Source organism: Thermoanaerobacter sp. X514, from assembly GCF_000019065.1.
Classification (GTDB): domain Bacteria; phylum Bacillota; class Thermoanaerobacteria; order Thermoanaerobacterales; family Thermoanaerobacteraceae; genus Thermoanaerobacter; species Thermoanaerobacter pseudethanolicus.
The window spans coordinates 416,318-441,239 of sequence record NC_010320.1 but is presented as its reverse complement, the minus strand read 5'-3'; the positions used below and the strand labels follow the sequence as shown (position 1 = coordinate 441,239).

Sequence of the window (24,922 nt, the reverse complement as noted above, 5' to 3'; positions counted from 1 at the left end):
AAGTACCTGGTACCATTAAATATAAGCCCCTTGCTTTAATAAAATGTTTCTCAACATTTCTACATCAACATTTGAAACTTTTATATCTTCTTTTGCTGCTATACTTGCGGCTGTCCCTGCCGCTTGCCCAGTTGCCATAGCAATTGGGGAAACTCTTATTGCTGCATTTGCTTCATGTGTTGATGATATGCATCTGCCTGACACAAGTAAATTATCTACTTTTTTACTATACAAACTTCTATATGGTATATCATAATCACTTCCCTCTTTAAGTTTCAGGTAAACAACGTCCTCACCCTCCGGAGAATGTATATCAACAGGATAACCTCCTTTTGCAATGCAGTCATCAAAACGCTTGTTTGAAACAAGGTCTTCAGCTGTTAATATATATTCACCAACTATTTTTCTAGTTTCTCTCACTCCTATTTGCGGACCTGTTGAAATCAATATGCAATTTTCAAAACCAGGTATTCTTTTTTTCATAAAGTTAAACAACTCAATGGCTTGGCTTCTGCCGATTATTTCACCTTTAGTTAAATCTTCTATATCTGTACCATTTAGCCTTTGTACCCTTGTCATGTTTACTATAACTTCACCCGGTGTATTTGTTTCAAAAAATAATACCATGTCTCTTTCAAAATTTATTTCTCCTTTTTTTCTTGCCTCTTTTAATATAGAATAAAAGCCGTTTACCGATAGTCTTTTTGCTTTTATGATTTTTTCTTTATCTACCATTCTAAATTCAGTTGGATTATTTAGCATATATTCTTTTATTTTTTTTATATCTACATTGCCTATTCTCACATTCATTGTCATCGGTTGTGTCAAGTTATCCTGAGGTCTTCCTAATAAATAATTAACGCCACACCTTATAGCAAGGTCTGCATCTCCTGTTGAATCTATATAAATTTTGCTTTTTATAGTCATTTCCCCTGATTTGTTCACAATTTTAATTGATTTTATCTTGCTTCCATCCATCTCAACGCCCGATAAATAGCTGTGAAATAGTATTTCTACACCACTATCTATAAGCATCTTTTGCAAAGTATATTTCATAAGTTCTACATCAAAAGGTGTTACAGTGCTTACAAACCCAGTTGTGTCAATCACATGGCCGGGGCTTCCACCAACTTTCACAAGATTATCTACTATCTCTTGTGGTATTCCTTTTACAACCTGTCTATCGCCCGCATGAAACGTCATCATAGGACCAACACCCATATTTGTAAGCGTACCACCAGGAAATCCATATCGTTCAATTAGAAGAGTTTGAGCTCCATTTCTTGCAGATGCTATTGCTGCAACTGTACCTGATACGCCACCACCAACAACAACTACGTCATATAGTTTCATTCTATCACCTACCATATATCATAAAATTCTTTTACAAATGCATGTGCAGCTATTTCACTCAAGGCTCTCAATTTTCTTTTTAGAACAAATGGCCCGATTTTTATCTGTATTTTTTTTATTTCACTTGTTAATCCAATATATTTGGTCTCTAAATGGTGAAAATATTCATGGGTCAGAAATAAATCTACAACTTTTTCGTAATCTCTCCAAAAAATATAGTTATCCGGTATAGAAGGAACAAATATGTTTTGTATATTTTTTTTATAAAGGGTAATCTTTTTTTCTCCACTGTTATAATCACTAAAAATAGCATAATCAGGATTATAACTTTTTTCATCAGTTTCTACAAGTATATTTTCTTGAAATATTAATTGCCTTATATTTTTGTCTTTTATTTTTTTTGCCTCTTTGATTCCTCTATCCCATGCCATCTCTAGTATATCATTAAGATTAAGTTCAGATATCCTATTGTAATAAATATCAAATTTTAACTCCTGGCTAATTAATTGTTGTTTATCAAGAAATACAGATGGTATCATTTCATCACCTTTTACTTAATAATATGAGTATCCGGTCATTATCAGATAAACCGCCTATTTCTACCTTCGCCAGTGAAATTATTTGTTCTTTGTCAATAAGTCCTGATAAGTCTACTATTCTATTTGGTAGTATGATAAAGCAGTCAGGAATTTCAGCTCCACCATCACCGTAAAATATGTTTTGTTCTAATGCTTTGTTTAAATAATTTTCAAAGTTTGTTATATTTGTTCTATATACTTTACCGTTATTTTTGTTAAGTCTTATAACTCCTTCTTTGTCTATTACCATTACGCTTTCTATTTTTTGTGATAACAATCCAAAAAATTTCTTCTTGTTTTCTATGCCTTTTACGATATACATTGAACCTGTTTCATCGATTATTTGAACGTTTTTTGCTGACTCGAGCTTCATTGATTGAGCTGCTATTTTCTTTATTTCTTCTCGTCCTAAATTCCTGTTTAATATGTCCTTCGAACGCAACTCTGTAGCTCCTGTCGCAATTGCCCTCACTATATTTTTCTGTGAGTCTATTTCTACATATATTTCTACTGTTTCCTCTAATGCTCCCGATTTTATCACTGCTTCTTTTGCTTCGTTTCTTATTGACAATATGTCTTTTTCAGTAGGATTTTGTATGGTACGCTCTACTATTTCTCTTACCATTGCAAGTGCTACACCTATTGTAGAGATCACCTGGGCGTTTTTGGCTATTCTATGGTCCATACCCATCATTTTTGCAACATAGGGAACTATTGATGCACTTCCTCCTCCCCCACCTACAAGTACTGTAGTAGATTTGTCAAGTTTGTAATCAGTAAGAAGTTGTTCAACAACTTTTATTACTTTCATGCTCGCAATGTCCATAATTTTCTTTGCTACTTCTTCAACTGTTTTATTAAGTTTTTTCGCAATTGGTTCTAAGGCCCTTCTTGCAGCTTCTACATTACCATAGGCATAATCTTCTGGTCTTACATATCCTAATACGTTTGCTGCACAGGATACAGTTACTGCAAATACTTTTCCATTCTTGCTTTTGATTGCAACATAATTATCAGGATCGTTCTTTTTTGGTTTTATATATACTATTTCAGGTTCTATTATTTCTTCTGGATCGCTGTAGACTGCATAAGGTAAATTTGCAATATGAGCACTTCTGGGTCCAACGTCTTCTATATCTTTGTCACCAAGCCTTATCATACTTCCCCCTGCTATTCCTACCGTTCTTACGTCAAGAGAATTAAGATATGTTTTATGCCCTCCAATTTCCGCATAGTTTACCATTACTTTGCCTGTTTTTATTGCAGAGATATCTGTACTTGTTCCTCCAACTTCAAGGAATATGCCATCAGATATTTTTTCATACATAAGGGCACCCGCTACACCTGCAGCAGGTCCTGAAAGCAAGGTAAGTATTGGTCTTTTTCTCACTTCTGCTATACTCATTACTCCTCCGTCACCTCTCATTATCATAAGAGGTGCCTTTATGCCGGATTTCTTTACGCTTTCTTCTGTCATGTTTGCTGTTTCTATCATTTTGGGAAGTATGCATGCGTTTATTGCTGCGGTCCTTGTCCTTATTTTTAATCCGTATAGCTTTGTTATTTCGTGCGTTGCTGTCACCGGAAGTCCTTTTTGTTCTACAATCTCTATTATTCTATTCTCTGTTGTTGGATCGTCCACTGAAAAGGCTTGAGCAGCAACAACTGCTCCTATCTCTTGCGTCTTTAACTCTTCGATTTTCATTTCTACGTTTTTTTCAAATTCGTCGTCTAATTCAACATATTTATTTACAATCTTTAATATTTTACCTGGTGCAAGTTCTATATCTTGTATATTTGTATCGCTTTTTACTTTAATACCTTCAATCCCCCTCCCTGCAGCTATAATGCCAACAGGAACAACATCACCTTCTAATAATGCATTTGTTGCCTGTGTTGTACCATGAGCTATAAACAAGATATCTCCTGGCTTAATGTCGTACTCATCCATAAGTTTTTTAAGTACATCAATAATGCCTTTCGCGACTCCCTCTTTTGCAGTATGAGTTGTGGGAAGCTTTACTGTCCCTATTAATTCATAAGTGTCATTATCTATGGCAACCGCATCTGTGAATGTTCCTCCAACATCTATACCGATTCTTACTTTCAACATTATCTCCTCCTTATGGAAATTATACTAAAGCCTGTTAATAGCTTTTCTGTATTCACTTGTAGCTTTTTCTACTTGTTCTGGGTTGTTGCCTGTAACAACAGCACCAATCATAAAACCTTTAGCACCAATATTATAAAGATCTTCTACTTCTTCAGGTAGAATAATCCTTTGAGTAGGTACAACTACCGGTTTATTGACACATTCAACTATTTCTCTATACCTCATTAAATCTGCTAAATGAATAGTATCGCTTTTATCATCCGGTAACATATCCGCTTCAATTATATCAACATTTAAATAGTTCAATGTCTTTATTTCATCAATAGTATAATCTCTCGTTATCGCAGACATTATTGTAAGCCCCGATTTATAAATATATAAGGGCATATGATGAACGAACATTGATATAAAGTCAAAACCAATATCTTTTAATATTTTAATTTCTTCTTTTTCAATACAAGATTCATCTCCCCCTGGCACAATGCCTACAGGTATGTTGACTTTTCTTACAATTTCCTCTAGAATATCTACTTGTTCTATTAGTCTTGGAAACCTATTGCCACTTGCTCTATGAAAAACATTTGTATGGACCTTAATTGCATCGGCACCACCATTGACTGCCGCCAAAGCAAGTTCTAAAGTATTTTGAGGGAGACTAACAATAAGTGTCATTTTATTGCTTTTTAACCTTTCAATCAATCTCATAATAATATCACCCCTCTAGAAAAATTTATATTTGAACTTTAACATCCACTTTTATTTCAAATGTCCTATTCCATGGAAAAGAGCATTCAATGTGATAATCTTTTATTTGCAAATTTTCTAAAATCTTAATAGGTTTATTTAATATTGATTTCTTAATAATCTCATCATGTTTTTTCATAAGTTCACATAATATTATATTATAATTGTATTTAAACTCTCTAAATAAATGGATATTTTCTCCTTCCTTTTGTAAAATTTTATTTATTTTTGGGCGAACTATGCTTTGGTATAAAAAGTCATCATAAAACCTTTCTATAAGAAATTCAAGAAATAATTTACTGTCCTTATTCTCTTCATATAACAAAGCATAAAATAAGAGTCCTGTCCCAATACTATTTGAAGCCGTATTCCAGGCTGTATATCCATATATTTCATGTAATAAGTTGTTTTTCGAAAGAAAATAAATAAGTTCTTTCCAGCCTCCATTGGCATGACATAAATCAAATATTATAATTTTGTGATTTTTTATATAGGCATCTAGTTCTTCATCATTTATATAAATATCTTCAGCTTTAACACCTTCAAGATATTTATAATGGTCATCATCAATCCAAATAATGTCATCAAATATTTTAGGCGTTATTATATATAAAATTATCTGATCATTTACTTCATTTATATCAAAACCAGCGGCTTTGATATGCAAATCTAAAGTTTCGTAAATTGGTATGTTTTCGTATTGTGCTACTACATATCTTAGACGATCATTATCATACACTAACCTTCCAATTTTCATTCTTGAAATATCATTCAATACCCTTACAAATAAAATCTGACCAAACTCGTCAGCACCTGGCATCATCATTATCTTTTCTTCAAGACCTAATTCTCTTATTTTTGTAAGCAGTCTTTCCTGCTCTAAAAGATGAATTCCTATTTTATCACAATCTTCTTGACCTAAAACCAAAAAATCTATTATTCCCTCATTTACCAAATCGATTGAGATATTATTAACTTCATGATTGCGTCTTCTGGCTTTTAAATAACCATCAAGAATAGACTTAGGAATTATCTTTTCAAGCTCTTTTATTCTACTAAAATTTTCGTGTTCATTATAAGCTAGGGAAGAATATTCATTAATCAGTTTCCAATATTCATATGTTTTTTCGTCTTTCACACTTATAGATGTTCTCATAATTATATTAAAGGCATATACCTTGCAATTACTATTATTCTTTTTAAACTCTCTAATAGATTCTGCAAACCCATACGGAACAACATTTAAATTCATTTCTCTACTTGCAATTAAACCACCATAGGCTAACATATCTATAGATAAAATAAGATAATCTACATTACGGAGATTCATCAACCACTTTCTTATATATTCTACATCCCCATGAGTAGTAAATTTACCCAGCTTTTCTTCAGTCGGTGTAATAATATCTATTCCCTTGATTTTAGCTGCTTTTAATATAAAATCATAATTGCAGGGTCTGTTGTCAAGCGGAATATACGCTATCTTTAGCACTGTATCTGCCCTCCTCAAAAAATTTATAGTTATATTATCCTATAAAGGGGGGGGAATAACCTCCCCCTTTTCCTTCTTTTTACCATTTAAAAAGCGCTACATATATAATATCTAACAATACAACAATTAACATATATGGTAATGTCTTCTTCAGAATGGTTGTTGTATCTGTATTTGTAAAGTATGCAGTCCAAACGTTATGAGTATTAGTAGGGTCACACACACCTTGAATATTGCCTGTAGCAATCAATGCACCCATAATAGCTTGAGGAGGTAATATACCTGCTGAAATCATGAGGGCAGCAACACCACTCCCTAGTCCCCATAAGTTTAAAGGTCCTCTGTAAAGTGCCAATGGTGATAGTATCACAAAAAATAATACATATCCAATTTTTGAAGTTGGTAAAATTTTGGAAATAATTGGAGAAATTAGTGCTGCAGTTGTTTTATCCATAACAGCGAGTAAAAGCATACCAATCCCTATCATCAAACCTAGTGCAGGTGCGACATCCTTTATCCCCTCAATTATTGAACTTGTAAGTAGATTTTTTATTTCGCGGGGTCTTGTTGTCAAAATACCATAAAGAATACCTATTAACATTGCTGATATTATATCTATCTGAATTGGTTTGCCTTCTGCATCTTTAAAGATTAATGGCCATATGAAAAGGAGTAAAACGGGTATGATTGGCGTCAAAAGAGCATACCAAGAAGCGCGAGGCTTTTCTTCCTGAGTTTCTGTGGGCATTGCCCAAGCAGTAACAGTCTTCTTTTTCGGTACATTGATAAATATAAACAATAAAAGAACAACTGCTGCAATTATTCCAAAAGCTAAGGCAAAGCTTTTTATTGTTGCCATATCAAGGTTTAAAGCACTTTGGTAAAAAGCATAGTTCATAACATTAAATAAACCTCCTAAATTTAACCCCATGAGCAACAATGAAGCAGCAATAACTGGTTCAATTCCTACTGATATTAAAATGGGTAAAACAATCGTTCCTACCATTATTACAGATCCTAAGCCTCCGAGAGAAGTAAATATAAGAGCAACTGCAAAGGTTATTGCTAATGCAACGATAATCGGCCTGTCTCCCCCTAATTCTGCAGCAGTTCTTACAATGCTTTCAGAAATTCCTGTTTTGTTTATTATCTGCGCTAAAATTGCACCAAATATTGCAGCAGCCATTGCGCTTTGAAGCCTCACAGCTCCAGCACCTATTATGTTCGATAAAATGTAATTTAAAGGCATCCCAGCTATTATAGCAATAACAATAGCCATTGATGGTAGTGCTAAAAGCGCAGGCATTTTTTGTGTAACCATTAAGTACGCAAAGAAGACAAACACTAAAATGATTAAAATACCTTGGACACTCATAAAAACCCTCCTTAAATTTTTATTGAGTTTCGCGAATCCCTCAAAACTCATACTGATTGAAGGATTCCATATTTATTTCCAAAGGGATTCCCTTGTTTTTATTTGTTTTCCAGTATTTTCAGCAAAGAAAACTATAGATAGGAATCCCTTTGAAAAATCAAATAAATCCAAAATGTCTATTATTTTTATTAAAATCCTTGTTATAAATTAGAAGAAACATCTAATTCAATTTAAATTTTTTGCATTAACAATAGTAGACATTGAAATTTAATTGCCACTTTCAACATAAAATACATACTCGCCGATCTGAGGCACCCTAGTTGAATTCCCGGCTGCATCTTTTACATAGAAAGCCAATGTATGAGGCCCTGGTGCAAGAGGTGATGTAACCTGGTAAAACATAATGTTATTTTTTGAATCGTATGTAACAGGTCTTGACACACCATCTAATTTAATTGCAAAATATACAGGCCCGCTACCCTCATCATACACTCTGGCAGAAATAAGAGGTGTAGTTGTATTTATAACTTCTCCTTCAGCTGGATACATATCAGAAATAATTGGAGGAATTGTATCTAGAATCACTCTAATTGGAGACGACGGTAAGCTTTTTGTACCATCACTATATATAGCTTCTGCCGTAATTACATTTACTCCTTCTAAAAGATATACTTGTGAACTAAATATACCTTCTTCATTAGCTCTTATATCAGTTACTTTTGTTGTTTCAGCAGTATTTTCGTTGTATATCGTTAAAGTAATAATTGAGCCAGGTTCAGCTCTCCCTGAGACATTTATAATTGGATAATTAGTAGGCGACTTTGGAATATCCAAAATTGGCGGTTGAGGAACATTTTCAAGAATCACTTTCCTTTCTGCAGAAAATTCACTTACTCTTCCTGCAGGGTCCACAGCTCTTGCCTGTATAATATTCTCTCCCCTTGACAATACTATGTTATCTATAAATATACCATCTGAACCAGTTTTTGCTTCTTTTTGCTTAATACCATTCACATAAATTTCTACTTTAGTACCTGGATAAGATTCCCCTGAAATACTTATATTTGCTTCTTTGCTGCTCTCTGGAATAGAATTTATAGTAGGTATAGGTATATCTACAGGAATTTTCTGCTCTACTTGAGGAAACAAAATTTTTACATGTGTCATATCTTTTAGAGCTTCATCCTGACGACCTGTTAGAGCTGGCAATGGTTCCCATAAACCATTGTTGAACCTAACCTCTACATCATACCTTGGTCTCAAATAGCGTGAAAAAAGCGGTGCCACACCGTCAGGGGATGGAGAATTTTCATCCAAGGGCCCTATAATCATCCACTGGGTTAATACCCAGGCATTTCCCATTTCTGGACTGAATGAATGATGGACTGGCAAAATCTGAAAACCACCTTTGTCGTTTTCCCCTGCCTGATCCAACGTTCCCCTAAACACAGGAGCGGTACTTATGCATATCACGCCTGTATGATTTGCTCTAACTTTCGATAAGCCTGTGTAAAGAGTCCCTTCGAACCTGCCAACACCTTCTACCGGTTTTATAACTCTGGCAATGGTTTTAGTTCGGATAGTCCTACCTTCCTGATAGACTATCTCAACTTTCCCGTCTATACGGTTTTCAAATATTATTTCCCTAGGATATAACACGGGTTTTTTTACCTTTATTACCAGCACATCTTTAGGAGCAGGAACCCAATTCTCCGGCAATGAAACTAGTTTTCCATCTCTTTCTAAATATACTTCATTCCCTACAAAGGGAGCAAGTTCTTTTGAAAAGATGTAGGTACCTGATGGAATATTGGTCCAAATACCGGAATCTGCAGCGGTATAAGAACCGTAATTCGGCGGAGGTGAGAAAAATTCTTCTGGCAATATACTGACCATTACTCCTCTCCCTTCTGGAAACGCAGGATCTTGGTCATTATGGCCTACTTTAATATGTATAGCATTAGTAGCCGAAGCTGCCACTTGACCTACCTTGGCCCAGCCACTGGCCCGGTAGCCATTGGGATTGTTCCTTACGGCAGGCTGAACAACTTTGCCCACAGGGATCCAGGATCTACCCTTATCATAACTTACTTCAATGGCTCCGTTAAAATCATTCATTATCCTTATCCAATGGATATCCTCGGCATGGCTTTTGTTTTCAGGCATAACCTCCGGGGTAGGTTCGCCATAACCTTTATAGCCTTCTTCCGCTACCACCTTGGAAAGCAACATGCCAACAATAAGTAAAACCATAAGCACCAAGGTAAATAACCTTTTCATTTTCACTTCCTCCCATCTCCCTATTTTGTGATTAACTCAATTAAGCTTTTTAAATCTCATTTTTCGCTAAATTTTAACTGTTTAAAGTACAACTTTTGCTTAATAGCTTACTTTTTGCTTTAACATGCTTAGCACTCTTTTAAAATCGAGCAGGCGTATTAAGTTTTGTCTTTGTTGTTTTTGTATTTTTTACTATTTTACTATTTTACTTGTTCCATGTTTAAACTCATATCAAGGCTTAATTTACTATTTAATTGCTAATAATGATATTTTTTACTTTGATATTTGCTTTATTTTGGATTTAACTATTTTATTTATAAAAATCCACATTGTGGATTTTTATCGGCATTTCATACTGGTTAAATAAAGTTGATAGAGTTTCCTCTATACAACCATATAATGTAGCTTCTTCGTTAAGTAATGATTTCTGAATATCACATAATAAATTATCTCCTTGAAGCTTTGCTTTAACAATATCTATTAAACCTTGATGTCCTATATATCCGTGAAATATAATACAGTCTGGATCTATATAATGCTGGATGTGTTTTATTATTTTTGTTAAAAAATCCACCAAATTCATCAAAAGATTTATAGCTCGTGTTTTATTAGATTTAAAATCATTAATTAATTTCCCAATTTCTTCGTATCCGTTTTTTCTCAATATATTAATATCAACTAAAGATATCATACTTTCTTCAATTCTTCCGAGGTATCCTCTCCCTGGTTTTAATATATTCCCATTATCTACAATTGCAAAACAAGCATTTTCTCTCAGATCTCTGTCTATATTTATTACAACAATTCTCTTTTTTTCGGCTTTATTCTTTACTTTTGACCATTCCCCAAGTGCCATCATATGAATATCACTTGCAAATTTAATTTTAACATTCGGAAATTTTTTACTTAATTTTTCATGTAAATCAACATCTTTTAGAGATTGTATTCCTTTTATTAAAAATCTATTTTCAATATAATCAAAATATCCAGGTGCAGCTATGCAAATGTTTAAAAGTTTGTCAACAAATATGTTATAACTGCTTAAAATACGTGTAATTCCGCTAACAATAGAAAATACTAAATCATTACCATCTGCACCATTTACACTTATTTTATCCTTTGCAATGATATCACCATATAAGTTCATTAAATAAACGCTCATATCAGTTTTATTGATAATCACGGTGCTAAAGTATCCAAAATTCTTATTAAATTTATACAGAACAGGCTTTCTACCTCCCGATGAATCACCTATACCCGATTGTATTATTTTTCCCTCTTCCACTAACTCATCCACTATTTTTGATACAGACGGTAGACTAATACCAGTAATTTTTGAAATTTCAATTTTTGAAATAAATTCTTCATTTCTTATACAGGATAGAATCAGTTCTTTATTCAGTTCTTTTGATACTTTACTATTAAAAGCCATAATAACCTCCTATTATTTTCGTCATTTTATAAAATAGACCTCGTTAGGTTTCTTTATTTACTTTTTATAATACTTATTTAAATTAAATTAGTTAGTATTTATCAAAATATTTCTTGTTCTATTTCGGCTTATTAATTTAAAATAAATAAGTTTGTAATATATATATTCTACATTATTTTTAAAAATCCTTCTTAACCTCATTAAAAAATAAAAATTTTTTAATGTATCAACTCTGCGTTTCAATTTTATATTAATTAAAGCCATTTTTTTACTTTAGCCTATGACATCTATATTACCATGTCGCTTTGTCAATATAAAAAACAAAAGATGTTTAATTGATTTACACAAAATTTGTGCAGCTTCATGACTATAAAAAAGAGCTAGAATGCACCACCTTTGCATGGCTCTTATTAAATATTTATCAGATTATGTACAATTACATCCAAATACAAACTAAACCCCACTTTTTAAGCTCATAAAAAGTGGGGTTTGTTGTTACTCTAAAGCACTTACTTTAAAGCAAGTACCTTTGTTTTATTTCTTTTTACTTTTTACAAAATTTATCATACCGCCTGCTATTAATATCTCTCTGTTTCTATCCGAAACATCAAGAGTTACTTCAAATGTTTTTCCTTTTGTGACATTTACTATTATGATTTTTTTACCACTTCTTACTTGTTCTACAGCATTTTCTATCTTTAAAACATCCCCAACCTCAATGTCTTCATAATCTTTTTCATCTACAAAAGTAAGAGGAAGAATTCCACTATTTATAAGGTTTGCTTTGTGTATTCTCGCAAATGACTTTGCTATGACAGCCTTTACTCCCAGTTGAAGCGGAGCCAATGCTGCGTGCTCTCGGCTGGAGCCTTGTCCGTAATTGCTTCCTCCGACAATTATGCCACCGCCCCATTCAATCGCTCTCTTAGAAAAGTTTTCATCTATTATTTCGAAGCAATGTTTAGCAAGTTCAGGGATATTAGACCTTAAGGGCAACAACTTAGCATTTGAAGGCATTATATGGTCTGTAGTTATGTCATCTCCTACTTTAATAAGTACCCTCTTTTCTATATCAGAAAGAGGTGTATTGAGAGGGAATGGCTTTATATTAGGTCCTTTTATTATCTCCACCTTTTCCCTATCCTCTGGCGGTTTTATAATCATATTGTCATTAATTTCAAATTTCTCCACATAAGGTACTTCAGGTGCTTCCCCTAACTCTCTCGGATCTATTAAATACCCTGTCAAAGCTGCAGCAGCAGCAACTTCAGGGCTTACTAGGTATACTGATGCCGACTTTGTACCACTTCTGCCGTAAAAGTTTCTATTAAAGGTTCTAATCGAAATTGCACCTGTTGCAGGGGCTTGCCCCATACCAATACAGGGGCCACAAGCGCTTTCGAGTATTCTTGCACCTGCCGATATCAGGTCTGAAAGTGCACCATTTTTTGCAAGCATGTTAAGAACTTGTCTTGAACCTGGAGCAATTACAAGACTTACATGTTCTAGAATAACCTTGCCTCTCAATATGGAAGCAACTTTCATCAAATCAGCATAAGAGGAATTTGTGCAGGACCCTATAGCAACTTGGTCAACTTTTGGCCTTCCTGCGTCTTTAACTTTTACAACATTATCAGGGCTATGAGGAAGTGCTACTAAAGGTTCCAGTTCATCAAGGTTTATTTCAATGACCTCATCGTATTCTGCATCTTCATCGGCAGCCAAAGGCACAAATACCTCTTCTCTTCCTTGGGCTTTTAAAAATTCATACGTCCTTTCATCCGATGGAAAAATTGATGTAGTAGCCCCTAATTCCGCGCCCATATTAGCAATTGTGGCTCTTTCGGGCACTGATAGGGTTTTTACCCCATCCCCTGAATATTCAAAAATCTTCCCAACGCCACCCTTTACAGTCAGTCTCCTTAAAAGCTCCAATATTACATCCTTTGCCGATACCCAAGGTCTAAGTTTCCCAGTAAGCCTTACATTGACAATGGAAGGCATAATAATCCTGTAAGGCTCTCCCGCCATAGCCAAAGCAACATCTAATCCACCTGCTCCTATAGCTAACATTCCTAACCCACCTGCTGTTGGCGTATGGCTATCAGAACCTAAAAGAGTTTTCCCAGGCCTTCCGAATCTTTCGAGATGTACCTGATGGCAAATTCCATTGCCCGGTCTTGAAAAATATATGCCGTATTTTGCTGCAACAGTCTGGATGTATTTGTGGTCATCAGCATTTTCAGGACCTTGCTGCAATGTATTGTGGTCAATGTAAGCAACCGAAAGTTCAGTTTTTACCCTATCTATTCCAAGAGCTTCTAACTGTAGGTACGCCATTGTACCAGTGGAGTCTTGAGTCAAAGTTTGGTCAATTTTAATGGCTATTTCTTGACCTTTCACCATTTCTCCTTCGATGAGGTGAGAAGATAGTATTTTCTGCGTAAGATTCATTGCCTTCACTCCTGTAACATAATTTTATATAGCCTTTTCTCTGTTTTTGATAACATCCTCATAAAGGTACATAAGCTCTTTGTCAAAAAGCGGCCTCTTAAGCTGTATAGCTAATTTTCTGACATGCGGCAAAAGCAAATTTGCTTCTTCTTCTGTTAAAACTCTGCCGTATTCTTTAAACTTATTTATAAGAGCCGCAGTGCCAGAATGCTTGCCTATCACAATCTGCCTTTCAAGGCCTACTTCATCAGGGTTAAATATTTCATATGTGTGAGGATTTTTAAGGGCACCATCTACATGAATACCTGACTCATGGGCAAAGACATTTGTTCCAACTATAGCTTTCCATGCTGGCAACTGTCTTCCTGAGGCTAAAGCAACGTATTCGGAAATTTCCCTAAATCTAGTTGTATCTATTCCTAAATCTATTTTGTAGACGTGCTTTAATGCCATTACAACCTCTTCTAAAGCAGCATTTCCGGCTCTTTCGCCAAGGCCATTTACAGTAACTCCTATAAAATTAGCTCCTGCTCTCATACCCGCAAGAGCATTTGCAGTAGCCATTCCAAAGTCGTTGTGGGTATGCATTTCAATATCAATGTCAACAGCTTCTTTTATTGCTTTGACCATATCATATGTTTTAAAAGGATCCAAAAATCCTACGGTGTCGCAAAATCTCAAACGATCGGCTCCTGCTTGTTTTGCACATTTCGCAAATTCAATAAGGAAGTTCATATCTGTACGAGATGCATCTTCTGCGTTGACAGAAACATATACCCCTTCTTTTTTAGCAAATTTCACTGCTTCAGTCATATTGTCCAAAACCCATTGCCTTGTCTTTTTAAGCTTGTGCTCAATGTGAATATCCGAAGTAGACACAGAGATTGCAACAGCATCAACACCACATTCTAAAGATTCTTGAACATCTTTTACAACCGCTCTATTCCACGCCATTATGCTGGCATTCAATCCAAGCTTTGCAATTTTTGTAACTGTTTCTTTTTCGTCTCCTCCCATTGTGGGAATACCTACTTCTAATTGATCTATTCCAATTTCATCTAACATTTGCGCAATTCTGATTTTTTCATTATTTGCAAACACAACTCCTGCAGTTTGCTCTCCATCCCTTAAAGTTGTGTCAACAATGTATACTTTCTTACCCTTTTTAAGAGTCATCGAACTTCCCCCTTCAAAAACTCTTTATAACATATTTTATATGTATCTCCTCTTAAAGTCAATAGTATTTTGCAATTTTAGATTATAAAAATTGCAAAACCCGAACTAAAAGCAAATTTAGTTCGGGTTTGTTAAATAGTATTGATTAATCGCTGAATGTGTATTGCAATATATCCTGTTTCTTCTTCAGGAACTTTCTTTTGGAGGGTGTCTTCTATTATTTTTGATACTTGCATTGCTATATTGTAAGCCTTTTTAAATTTCTTCTTTATTGATACTAAAAGTTCGTTTGTCACAGGGGCATTTTTTTCTACTCTGTCAATAGCAAACCGCAAGTGGGTTACAAGCCTTATATAATCAATTGAATCTCTGTCAATATACTTACCTAAGTGTTTTTCAATTGTAGACACTAATTGAGATACCAATCTGGTATTTTTCACAGTATTTGATAAACCAGCATTTTCTAAAGCAGCATGCAAGTGAAGAGCTATAAAACCCGCCTCATCCTCAGGAAGTGAAATGTTAAGTCTTTGATTTATCAATTCTAACGCTTTTAATGCAATATTGTAATCATCTTTATATAAAGCTTTTATCTCTATATCAAAAGGATTTTTTATTTCTATTCCCATATTTATTCTTTCAATCGCAAAGGCAATGTGATCAGCAAGTGCAATGTGTATATGCTCATTAAGTTTTTTGCCTTTTATTTTTTCTGCCATCGCTATTATTTCTTCTGCAATACCTATTACATCTCCTCTTATCTTTTCCATCAACTCAGAAAACTTAATTTTATTAACATCTTCTTGTACATAGAATATTTTTTCCAACTTATCTTCTTCAATAATATCACCTGGTCTTTTGCCAAATCCTATACCTTTTCCAACGACTATGCATTCCATACCTTTATCGTCTTTTGCCATACACACATTATTGTTAAGAACTTTTACCACTTGATACATAATTAATACCTCACTTTTCACTTGAGGTATACTCTCATAATCTTTGTCTTTCCTGCTTTTACTTCCTCACCATAAGATTCTTTTACAATTTTATCCACTATATCCATATTAGTAATAATAATTGGAGATGTCAAGGGATGTTCTTTTTTAACCAATTCCATATCAAATTTAAGCAACTTATTTCCTATTTTCACTTTTTCACCTTCTGAAACAAAACTTTCAAATCCATTTCCTTTCATTTCTACTGTGTCCATCCCAATATGAATTAGTATTTCTAATCCTTCTTCTGTTTTTATTCCCAAAGCATGTTTTGTAGGAAATAATTGTATAAGAGTTCCATTAACCGGTGAATATACAATACCTTCTGTGGGTTCTAATGCCACTCCATCTCCTACCATTTTTCGAGAAAATACAGGATCTGGCACATCTTCAATTTTTAATAATATACCATTAATAGGAGAATATATATCTACGTATTTTTTCTTTTTAAATATGTTAAACATGTATACCATCCCTTTCTGTATTTTAATAATATCTTATTATACCCATATATTTCAAACTTCTTAAAATAATTTTGATGGCGGCCAGTTTACGGCCGCCTAAAACATTTTCACCTTAAATTTTACCTCCTGCTTTTTTCATGTGTTTTTTCATTTCTTGTGCAATCAAATCAGCTTTTGTACCAACAATTACTTGCAATGCATTTTTGCCCATTCTCATTACGCCTGTCGCCCCTAACTTTTTAAGTTTATCATCGTCTATTATTGTATCGTCTTTTACAGTCAAGCGCAATCTTGTTATGCAAGCCTCCAAAGACTGTATATTTTCTGCTCCACCCAATACCTCTACGTATTGTGCAGCAATACCTCCAATTTCTGATTTTGACAATTCTTTATACTGATCTGTTGCTTCTTCTTCTAATCTGCCAGGAGTTGGCAAATTGAATTTTACTATTACGTAATAGAAAATTACATAGTATATTGCTCCGTATATGATACCTATCAAAAGAAGTAAGAGCGGTTTGGTAGATATGCCATAGCTTAATACATAGTCAATAAGACCAGCCGAAAAACCAAAACCAGCTTTTATTCCAAGAATATAAGTTATAGTGAGAGACAAACCTGTCAAAAGGGCGTGTATGACATAAAGTACTGGTGCCAAGAACATAAATGCAAATTCGATGGGTTCAGTAATACCCGTTAAAAGGGCTGTAAGAGCTGCACTTATTAACACACCAGACACAACTTTTCTTTGATTCGGCCTAGCTGCTGCCCACATAGCCAGTGCTGCTGCTGGAAGTCCAAACATCATAATCGGATAAAATCCGGCCATAAAGATACCTGCAGTCGGGTCTCCTGCAAAGAACCTGTTTAAATCGCCAGTTAAAACTTCGCCAGCTGCTGTCTTAAATGTACCAAAAACAAACCAGACAAGACTGTTTATAACGTGATGAAGTCCAAAAGGAATCAAAAGCCTATTTAGCACACCGTATACAAATACTCCAAGTGCTCCTGCGCCAATTATCCACTCACCAAGCGCATATATGCCATTCTGTATTGGAGGCCATACATACCCCATCACAAGTGCCAGTACAATTGCAGCAAATGCCGTTACAATTGGAACAAATCTCTTTCCTCCAAAGAAACCTAAGAAATCAGGAAGTTTAATATCATGGTATTTGTTATACAAATAACCTGCGATGATACCCATCAATATACCGCCTAAAACACCCATATTGATGTCTTTGTTTATTGTGGTAGCACCTTTTGTCAGTACAAAATAGCCTACCGCTGCAGCAAGAGCCGCAACTCCGTCCCCTTCTGCAAAACCTATTGCAATACCTATAGCAAAGATGAGGGGTAAATTGTCAAATACCGCTGCACCTGCCTGCATGATAAAAGGAATGTTGAAAACATCAGGTGCTCCAAGCCTTAAAAGCAATGCTGCTGCAGGTAAAACTGCAACTGGAAGCATTAAGGCTTTACCAAGTTTTTGAACACTTGCTAACCACTTCATACAAAAACCTCCTTATTTTTATTTTTCAGGCATTTAATACAAAAAGAGCCGGCAAGGTAATAACACCTCAACCGGCTCATGCCTGCTTTTGCAGTAACACGCCGTAATTTAGTATTCGTTTACGAATATTATATAATCTATTTTACAGTTTGTCAATAACTAATTTTCCCTTCTTAGGCACCTACTTAAATTTTACACTGCCTTATTATAATTTCGCATATATCTTTAAGTCGCATCCTCGTTTTTCATTGAATTATTTGAAAAATAATTTTATAATAAAATTAACCAATAAGTTGAAAATATATTTAACCTGGAGGTTGTACTGATGCCATTGCCAATAGCATAAAAGTGAGTATCTTCGATGACCTCACTATAAATTTAAAAGACATATTCAAAAGAGTGTAAAAAGGCCTATGGCGAATTCATCATAGGCCTTTTTTATAACCATAATTACTTATTCAAAGAATATGCCATTCTCCTATAAGTATGCCTTACTCCTCTTATGGCAATAGACAGTGCCATTATGTTTTCAGGAAGTGCTACTCCTGCATATCCTGCATCTCCTATATGCTGTATGTCTGCCCCTGCCATTTTTGATTGAACCCCGATAAATTCTATTGTGCTTTTTTGTGAACCTTCTTGTGAGGTGCCAATTGTAGTCATTGCTAATGCACCTACTTGATGTATTGCATCTATCTGTCTTTTTGCAAGATTTAAATCAATTCCTGGAACAGTACCAGGCGCTGGTATCAAAACACAGTCGGCACCTGCTTTCACAAAATCTTTTAAAATTTTGTCTTCATATATGTTTCCTGAGCCAGCACCGTGCATTTTTCCGGCAATAATCATCATATTTTCACCCAAAATCTCTTTTGCTAATTCTATTCCTTTTATTATCGTGCCTACACTTACTCCTGTATTGGGATTCCCAGTTATAACGATATAATCAAATCCGTATTCTTTAGCTTTTAAAAGATTTTCTTTATTTAATTTTCGTCCCTCTACATATTCTACTCCTTCAGGAACAGGCTCTATATTTACACCTATAAACCTTCCAACAATTTTTTTAACTCTCTTGATGTAGTCAAAATCTTCTGCGTTTTTGGAGGCTATTTCGACTATTTTTTGTAATTCGGAAGGCCCAGCTGAAAAGTTTATTTCTACGTCATCTATGCCAAAAATAAATGGTTTTTGAAAATCAAAAAAATTCAACGTAATCATATCACTGCCAAAAGCCGCTGCAAGCTCCATGTTTGATACTCCATAAACCAGCGGTGGAACTGTTACAATAGTCTCTGCCATTACCGTCCTTCCTTCGGAAGTTTTGATTGTTTCAATGAGTGTATTTTTGTCCATTCTATCAATGTCTATCATTGTAAGCTCAAAAATCCTTTTCATAAAAATCCTCCTCTCATAAAATTAAAAGCTGGCAAGGTAATAGCTACCTTCCCAGCTCATGCCGTAACCCGTCGCACGCTGTTTAACTAAATTATATACCATAAAGTAGTGTATGTCAATTATTACAACTGCATCACTATACTTGTAATTTTCTGCATATTAGCTTTTTGATTTTCTGCATATTCAACTTGTTCTTTTATGTGTTCAAGATTTTTTAAATTATTTTCATCTACTACATTTATCTCTGCAAGAAGCTGCTCAGATGAGGCAAGTAATTCTTCTACTTGTGCAGATATATTTTGTGATGCTGCCATTACGTTTTTCATGGCCTGCAGCGTTTGACTAGAACTTACAGCCGTCTCTTCTGCCGCAACAGAAATTTCACTAATAATATCAGCGACTTTGTCAAACCCTTCTTTTGTCTGTTCAAATATATCTAATACTTTATTTACCTCCTGAGATGCTTTTGTAGAATTATCAATGTTTTTGATGACATTATCCACAGTATTTCTTGTAAATTGGGTAAGAGATTCTATTATTTCTCCTATTCTTTCTACACTTTCTGTCGATTGCGCTGCAAGTTTCCTTATTTCTTCTGCCACAACTGCAAATCCTCTTCCGTTTTCTCCAGCTCTTGCTGCTTCAATTGCCGCATTAAGTGCCAAAAGATTCGTCTGTTCCGCTATATCTGATATTGAATAAAGAATATCTTTTATACCACCCATTCTTTTCTCTAGTTCATTCAGTTGTTTTGAAGTATTTTTGGAGTTTTCCAAGCTTTCTTGTAAAGATTCAATTAATGATTTAACTTCTTCTCCTTGCCTGTTTGCATTTTCTTCTATTTCTTTGATTCTCATCATTGCTTCATTCATGTCTCTCATAAGTTTATCGGAGACTTGTGACAAATTTTCATTAGTCTGTGAAACTTTAGTAATAGACTCAGCAACTTCATTTATATTTTCTGAAATTATGTTAATCCCATTCACTAAATCCTCTAAACCTTGTTTTGAAGAAGTTATGTTCATAGTATTTTCTTCTGATTTGTTTCTTATGTTTACCGCGTAATTCATGACTTCTTCTGATTGCTTTTCTGCATTTATGATTTCAGAATTAATAAGTTTTGCATATTTCCTTAATTTTCTTATTATTATCGCTGCATAAATTAAAATTATCAATAGTATTACAATACTCATTCCTAGTGATATGTAAAAATTTCTTTTATTATTTTCTATCATTTGATTAAAATAGGGTAAAAAGCCCTGGGAATATGTAGAACTAAAATCATTCAAAGCACTTTGTATATGATTCAAATAATAAGTAATAGTTACTACTTTGTCGCTATCATTAACAGAGTCATACTTTTCGGGTAATTCATTTACTGCTTTCTTTAGGTTCTGAATACCTTCTTTAATTAGCAATAAATTTTTATTAAGTGAGTCGTAATTCTTGGTATTTTTATAGTCATCTAAGCTATTTTGGATATTAGCAATGTAGGTCTCCATCGAACTAATTGGAACTCCAACGGAAAAATTTGTCGCATTGCCATTCATATAGTCATTTAAAGTTTGTTGAATATTGCCACTTAATACCGCAATTTGAACTTGGGCATTTGACACGTTAATGACTTGATTTACCACATATTTTCTTAATTTTTCAATGTTGTTAATAGTATTTATAAGTCCTAAATTCACAATCACCGAAAGTATAACTGTTAAAATGCCTATAATTACAAAAGATCGCACAACCTGAGCTCGAATAGTTTTTCCCATTTACACTTCTCCCCTCTAACTAAAAATAAAAATTCCGTATTTATTTATCGGTTTAAATCGGCAAAAATTTAATAGAAATAAGCGGTTCTTCTTACAAAACACTAAAAAGAACCGCTTTTTGTTACTCAAATATTAATGTTGGCCTTTCCACAGGCTCATCAGAGAGAAGAATATACTTTTTAATTTCATTTAAAGCCCATTCAGCTTTACCCTCATCATTAGCATATATTGTAGCAATAGGCTCACCTTTTCTAACTATATCTCCAACTTTTCCCCCTAACATTATACCAACTGCTAAATCTATTTTGTCTTCTTTTCTTTCTCTTCCCGCTCCTAACTTCATCGCTACAAGGCCTAAATCTAAAGCCATCAGGTCTTTTATATATACATCCCTGTCGGCAATCCAAGGTCTTACATACTTAGCCTGTGGTAAAAGTGAAAAATCGTCAACTACTCTTTCATCTCCATCTTGTGCTTTTATAAATTCTTTAAATTTTTGTAGGGCTTTTCCGCTATCAAGCACTTCTTTTAGTTTTGCCCTCGCCTCTGTATCGTCTTTTGCAACACCTGCAATTTGAAGCATATCAGAACCCAAAAGCATACATACTTCCAATAAATCTTTAGAACCATGACCTTTTAAAACTTGAACAGCTTCTATTATCTCGAGAGCATTTCCTATCGCAAGCCCAAGTGGGTAATCCATATTTGTAACATGCGCCACAGTTTTTCTACCAACAGAATTACCGATATCTACCATCAATTTAGCAAGGGCTTTGGCGCTTTCTAAATCTTTCATAAAAGCTCCTCTACCCACTTTCACATCTAATACTATGGCATCTGCACCTGCTGCAATCTTTTTGCTCATAACAGAGCTTGCAATAAGTGGAATAGAATCTACTGTTGCAGTAACATCCCTTAACGCATATAACTTTTTATCAGCAGGTGTAAGATTTTTTGTCTGCCCAATAATAGCAATGCCGTATTTATTTACGTTGTCAGTAAACTCCTCTTCGCTGAGTTCTATTCTCATTCCTGGTATTGACTCAAGTTTATCTATCGTTCCACCGGTATGTCCTAAACCTCTTCCTGACATTTTTGCAACAGGCGCTCCACAGGCTGCTACCATCGGAGCAAGCACTAGTGTAGTAGTGTCAGCTACACCACCAGTTGAGTGTTTATCCACTTTGATTCCTTTAATGGCTGATAAATCCATCACATCGCCAGAGTAAGCCATAGCCATAGTAAGATGTGCAGTCTCTTCTGGCGTCATTCCTCTAAAATATATAGCCATTGCCAAAGCGCTCATCTGATAATCAGGAAGATAATCTTTGGTATAAGAAGAGATTATAAAATCAATCTCTTCTTTTGTAAGAACTCCACCGTCTCTCTTTTTCATTATAAGGTCATACATCCGCATAAATCATACCCCCACTCATAAAGGTAATTCCTTCAAGAAAGATGTGCCATGCTTTGTAGGACCAACCCTGAATGTTTCAGCTATTGTGGCAGCAATATCTGCATATGTGCTCCTTACTCCTAAATTAACTCCATGTTTCATTAAAGGACTATAAACTAATAGTGGCACATATTCCCTTGAATGGTCTGTGCTTTCAGTAGTAGGGTCACAACCATGGTCAGCAGTTATAATTAGTAAATCTTCCTTTGTGAGTTTTTCCATAATTTCTGGAAGTCTGTTATCAAAATGTTTCAAAGCTTTTGCATATCCTTCTACATCATTTCTATGGCCATACAACATATCAAAATCAACTAAATTTGTGAAAATTAACCCATTTTTAATTTCATCCATCGCTTTTATAGTAGCTGTAATGCCCTCGTCATTGTTTGTCGTATGATTTTTCCCAGTAATTCCTTGCCCAGCAAAAATATCCTCAATCTTTCCTATAGCAAAAACCTCATATCCATCTTCTTTTAACATATCTAATATAGTAGGCTCAAAAGGCTTTAACGAAAAATCTCTCCTATTTCCTGTTCTCACAAAATTTCCAGGAGTACCGGTAAAAGGCCTTGCAATGACTCTTCCTACCGCATGGTCTCCTTTTAGTATTTCCCTGGCAATTTCACAAATTCTATAAAGCTCTTCAAGAGGTATGACATTCTCATGGGCTGCTACTTGAAATACGCTATCAGCAGAAGTATAAACTATAGGATATCCTGTTTTTACATGTTCTTCTCCCAGCTCTTTTATTATTTCCGTACCTGAAGCAGGCTTATTTCCCAAAACTTTTCTACCAATTCTTTTTTCAAATTCCTTGATAATTTCATCAGGAAAACCATGGGGATAAGTAGGGAAAGGTTTCTCAATAAAGAGTCCTGCTATCTCCCAATGACCTGTAGTAGTATCTTTCCCTGCTGATTTTTCAGCCATCTTGCCATATCCACAAATAGCGTTAGGGTTTTCAGGAACGCTTTTTAAAGGAATTATATTCCCTAGCCCTAATCGCCCCATATTAGGAAGTTCAACACCTGTCTTTTCTGTCACATGGCCTAAGGTGTTTGAACCTTCATCCCCAAACTTATAAGCGTCTGGCAATTCTCCTACTCCTACGCTATCCAAAACTATTAGTATGACTCTTTTGAACATTTTACCACCTCTTCTATGAACTTATGTCCGTATTATTTCTCTAAATCTTTTGAGGTAAAAGCACCTGGCAACAAATCTTTAACAGTGACAACAGCATAATCGCCTTTCATGTTGCTCAATATAACAACCATGTCTTCTCCACCCAATTCCATCATTACCTGTCTACATGCACCACAAGGAGAAACAGGACCTTCAGTATCTGCAACTACAGCAATTGCTTTTAATTTTCTATCTCCATTTGCATAAGCGCTAAAAAGTGCTGTCCTTTCTGCACAATTGGTAAGACCATAAGAAGCATTCTCAATATTGCATCCTTGGTAAGCTTTTCCATCTTCAGTAAGAACACATGCACCTACTTTAAAGTGGGAGTAAGGCACATAGGCCTTCTCCCTTGCATCTTTCGCTAATTCCACAAGCTTCTCATAATCTTTATATTCCACTTTATACACCTACTTTCATAATATTCTTTTGCGTATAATATAGAAGTCGAATTTAGAAGCATTAAAATAGTTAGAAGAATAAAGGATTGGCGTATTGTTTTCATCGTAATGCACCTGTTCTAACAAAAGAATTGAATCATTTTTGTCCATCATTAGTTTTTTCTCAACTACAGGGTCATGTTTTATAACTCTTATATTAGAAACTGCATAGGTTATTGTAATAGAGTGTTCACTTTCAAGGTAAGAAAACACAGATTGTTCAAATCCCGAAAGATTCGCCTACAATGCTTCGAGGTAACCTGTCAATGCAATACACAACCGGGACCTCATCTGCTGTTCTTACCCTTTCTACTTTATATATAATATCTCCTGGTTTCAATTTTAAGTGATTTGCCTCATTTTCTGTAGCAGGCAATTTATATACAGTAAAATCTTTTGTACCAGGTACCATCCCTTGCCTTTCAATTAAAGTGGTAACACTAAATAACTCTTCCAAGCCACTCTTTATAAGGGGTTTTCTCCTTACAAAAGTTCCTACCCCTTGCTGTTTCACTATAAGTCCTTCATCTTCTAAAATTCTCATTGCTTCTCTTAAAGTAGCTCGACTAATACCAAATTGTTTGGCAAGCTGTGATTCAGAAGGGAGCTTGCTGCCCTCTTTCCACTGCCCTGTCTTTATCAATTCTTCCATTTTCCTTAAGGCAAGCTCATACAGCGGTTTTTTCTCAGGTAGCAGCATCG

The 24,922-nt window shown here is 34.8% G+C and carries 18 protein-coding genes and 1 pseudogene; all 19 read right to left on the bottom strand.

Features of this window, described 5'->3' with window-relative positions:
* Positions 1–15 precede the first annotated feature (15 nt).
* The 19 genes and pseudogenes from TETH514_RS02110 to TETH514_RS02020 all read right to left on the bottom strand — a co-directional run bounded on the left by TETH514_RS02110 (position 16) and on the right by TETH514_RS02020 (position 24,920).
* Positions 16–1,353, bottom strand: coding sequence for an FAD-dependent oxidoreductase (locus tag TETH514_RS02110; protein WP_009051765.1), 1,338 nt, complete (start codon positions 1,351–1,353; stop codon positions 16–18).
* An 8-nt stretch (positions 1,354–1,361) separates the two neighbouring features.
* Positions 1,362–1,892 carry a hypothetical protein gene (locus TETH514_RS02105; RefSeq protein WP_009051766.1) on the bottom strand — a complete coding sequence of 177 codons (531 nt, stop codon included), beginning with the start codon at positions 1,890–1,892 and terminating at the stop codon, positions 1,362–1,364.
* Positions 1,893–1,896: 4 nt separating this feature from the next.
* Positions 1,897–4,044 carry a hydantoinase/oxoprolinase family protein gene (locus TETH514_RS02100; RefSeq protein WP_009051767.1) on the bottom strand — a complete coding sequence of 716 codons (2,148 nt, stop codon included), beginning with the start codon at positions 4,042–4,044 and terminating at the stop codon, positions 1,897–1,899.
* 24 nt (positions 4,045–4,068) lie between these two features.
* Positions 4,069–4,749 carry a hypothetical protein gene (locus TETH514_RS02095; RefSeq protein ID WP_009051768.1) on the bottom strand — a complete coding sequence of 227 codons (681 nt, stop codon included), beginning with the start codon at positions 4,747–4,749 and terminating at the stop codon, positions 4,069–4,071.
* A 25-nt stretch (positions 4,750–4,774) separates the two neighbouring features.
* The gene (locus tag TETH514_RS02090; RefSeq protein WP_009051769.1) at positions 4,775–6,280 is read right to left on the bottom strand and encodes a DUF4127 family protein; all 1,506 of its coding nucleotides are present in this window, start codon (positions 6,278–6,280) and stop codon (positions 4,775–4,777) included.
* Positions 6,281–6,359: 79 nt separating this feature from the next.
* Positions 6,360–7,655, bottom strand: coding sequence for a transporter (locus tag TETH514_RS02085; protein WP_009051770.1), 1,296 nt, complete (start codon positions 7,653–7,655; stop codon positions 6,360–6,362).
* Positions 7,656–7,922: 267 nt separating this feature from the next.
* The gene (locus TETH514_RS02080) at positions 7,923–9,935 is read right to left on the bottom strand and encodes a hypothetical protein (RefSeq protein ID WP_009051771.1); all 2,013 of its coding nucleotides are present in this window, start codon (positions 9,933–9,935) and stop codon (positions 7,923–7,925) included.
* 310 nt (positions 9,936–10,245) lie between these two features.
* A complete protein-coding gene (locus tag TETH514_RS02075) occupies positions 10,246–11,367 on the bottom strand; it encodes a winged helix-turn-helix transcriptional regulator (RefSeq protein WP_009051772.1) in 1,122 nt (373 codons plus the stop codon).
* Between the two features lie 534 nt (positions 11,368–11,901).
* Complete coding sequence (locus TETH514_RS02070; protein WP_009051773.1) at positions 11,902–13,821, bottom strand: aconitate hydratase; 1,920 nt, start codon at positions 13,819–13,821, stop codon at positions 11,902–11,904.
* A gap of 24 nt (positions 13,822–13,845) precedes the next feature.
* Complete coding sequence (nifV, locus tag TETH514_RS02065; protein WP_003867509.1) at positions 13,846–14,997, bottom strand: homocitrate synthase; 1,152 nt, start codon at positions 14,995–14,997, stop codon at positions 13,846–13,848.
* 131 nt (positions 14,998–15,128) lie between these two features.
* Positions 15,129–15,956, bottom strand: a complete 828-nt coding sequence (gene glcT / locus TETH514_RS02060) for a glucose PTS transporter transcription antiterminator GlcT (RefSeq protein ID WP_003867510.1) — start codon at positions 15,954–15,956, stop codon at positions 15,129–15,131.
* 17 nt (positions 15,957–15,973) lie between these two features.
* Positions 15,974–16,459: a PTS glucose transporter subunit IIA gene (locus tag TETH514_RS02055; protein ID WP_009051774.1), complete on the bottom strand. Its 486-nt coding sequence runs from the start codon at positions 16,457–16,459 to the stop codon at positions 15,974–15,976.
* Between the two features lie 112 nt (positions 16,460–16,571).
* Entirely contained in the window at positions 16,572–17,972 is a 1,401-nt protein-coding gene (gene nagE, locus TETH514_RS02050) for an N-acetylglucosamine-specific PTS transporter subunit IIBC (protein WP_009051775.1), read from the bottom strand.
* Positions 17,973–18,422: 450 nt separating this feature from the next.
* The gene (locus tag TETH514_RS02045; RefSeq protein ID WP_009051776.1) at positions 18,423–19,370 is read right to left on the bottom strand and encodes a hypothetical protein; all 948 of its coding nucleotides are present in this window, start codon (positions 19,368–19,370) and stop codon (positions 18,423–18,425) included.
* 122 nt (positions 19,371–19,492) lie between these two features.
* Positions 19,493–21,139: a methyl-accepting chemotaxis protein gene (locus TETH514_RS02040; RefSeq protein ID WP_009051777.1), complete on the bottom strand. Its 1,647-nt coding sequence runs from the start codon at positions 21,137–21,139 to the stop codon at positions 19,493–19,495.
* 121 nt (positions 21,140–21,260) lie between these two features.
* Positions 21,261–22,556 carry a pyrimidine-nucleoside phosphorylase gene (locus TETH514_RS02035; RefSeq protein ID WP_009051778.1) on the bottom strand — a complete coding sequence of 432 codons (1,296 nt, stop codon included), beginning with the start codon at positions 22,554–22,556 and terminating at the stop codon, positions 21,261–21,263.
* A 15-nt stretch (positions 22,557–22,571) separates the two neighbouring features.
* The gene (locus TETH514_RS02030) at positions 22,572–23,741 is read right to left on the bottom strand and encodes a phosphopentomutase (protein ID WP_009051779.1); all 1,170 of its coding nucleotides are present in this window, start codon (positions 23,739–23,741) and stop codon (positions 22,572–22,574) included.
* 32 nt (positions 23,742–23,773) lie between these two features.
* Complete coding sequence (locus tag TETH514_RS02025) at positions 23,774–24,181, bottom strand: cytidine deaminase (RefSeq protein ID WP_003867517.1); 408 nt, start codon at positions 24,179–24,181, stop codon at positions 23,774–23,776.
* Between the two features lie 15 nt (positions 24,182–24,196).
* Positions 24,197–24,920, bottom strand: a pseudogene (locus tag TETH514_RS02020) (GntR family transcriptional regulator).
* Positions 24,921–24,922: the final 2 nt, after the last annotated feature.

What these genes read in the sequence shown, in the direction of transcription:
- TETH514_RS02055 (WP_009051774.1), bottom strand. Translation starts at nt 16,459, where the DNA reads ATGTTTAACATATTTAAAAAGAAAAAATACGTAGATATATATTCTCCT.
- TETH514_RS02030 (WP_009051779.1), bottom strand. Translation starts at nt 23,741, where the DNA reads ATGTTCAAAAGAGTCATACTAATAGTTTTGGATAGCGTAGGAGTAGGA.
- TETH514_RS02105 (WP_009051766.1), bottom strand. Translation starts at nt 1,892, where the DNA reads ATGATACCATCTGTATTTCTTGATAAACAACAATTAATTAGCCAGGAG.
- TETH514_RS02035 (WP_009051778.1), bottom strand. Translation starts at nt 22,556, where the DNA reads ATGCGGATGTATGACCTTATAATGAAAAAGAGAGACGGTGGAGTTCTT.
- TETH514_RS02075 (WP_009051772.1), bottom strand. Translation starts at nt 11,367, where the DNA reads ATGGCTTTTAATAGTAAAGTATCAAAAGAACTGAATAAAGAACTGATT.
- TETH514_RS02100 (WP_009051767.1), bottom strand. Translation starts at nt 4,044, where the DNA reads ATGTTGAAAGTAAGAATCGGTATAGATGTTGGAGGAACATTCACAGAT.
- TETH514_RS02110 (WP_009051765.1), bottom strand. Translation starts at nt 1,353, where the DNA reads ATGAAACTATATGACGTAGTTGTTGTTGGTGGTGGCGTATCAGGTACA.
- glcT (WP_003867510.1), bottom strand. Translation starts at nt 15,956, where the DNA reads ATGTATCAAGTGGTAAAAGTTCTTAACAATAATGTGTGTATGGCAAAA.
- nifV (WP_003867509.1), bottom strand. Translation starts at nt 14,997, where the DNA reads ATGACTCTTAAAAAGGGTAAGAAAGTATACATTGTTGACACAACTTTA.
- TETH514_RS02040 (WP_009051777.1), bottom strand. Translation starts at nt 21,139, where the DNA reads ATGGGAAAAACTATTCGAGCTCAGGTTGTGCGATCTTTTGTAATTATA.
- TETH514_RS02085 (WP_009051770.1), bottom strand. Translation starts at nt 7,655, where the DNA reads ATGAGTGTCCAAGGTATTTTAATCATTTTAGTGTTTGTCTTCTTTGCG.
- TETH514_RS02080 (WP_009051771.1), bottom strand. Translation starts at nt 9,935, where the DNA reads ATGAAAAGGTTATTTACCTTGGTGCTTATGGTTTTACTTATTGTTGGC.
- TETH514_RS02045 (WP_009051776.1), bottom strand. Translation starts at nt 19,370, where the DNA reads ATGAAAAGGATTTTTGAGCTTACAATGATAGACATTGATAGAATGGAC.
- TETH514_RS02095 (WP_009051768.1), bottom strand. Translation starts at nt 4,749, where the DNA reads ATGAGATTGATTGAAAGGTTAAAAAGCAATAAAATGACACTTATTGTT.
- nagE (WP_009051775.1), bottom strand. Translation starts at nt 17,972, where the DNA reads ATGAAGTGGTTAGCAAGTGTTCAAAAACTTGGTAAAGCCTTAATGCTT.
- TETH514_RS02070 (WP_009051773.1), bottom strand. Translation starts at nt 13,821, where the DNA reads ATGAATCTTACGCAGAAAATACTATCTTCTCACCTCATCGAAGGAGAA.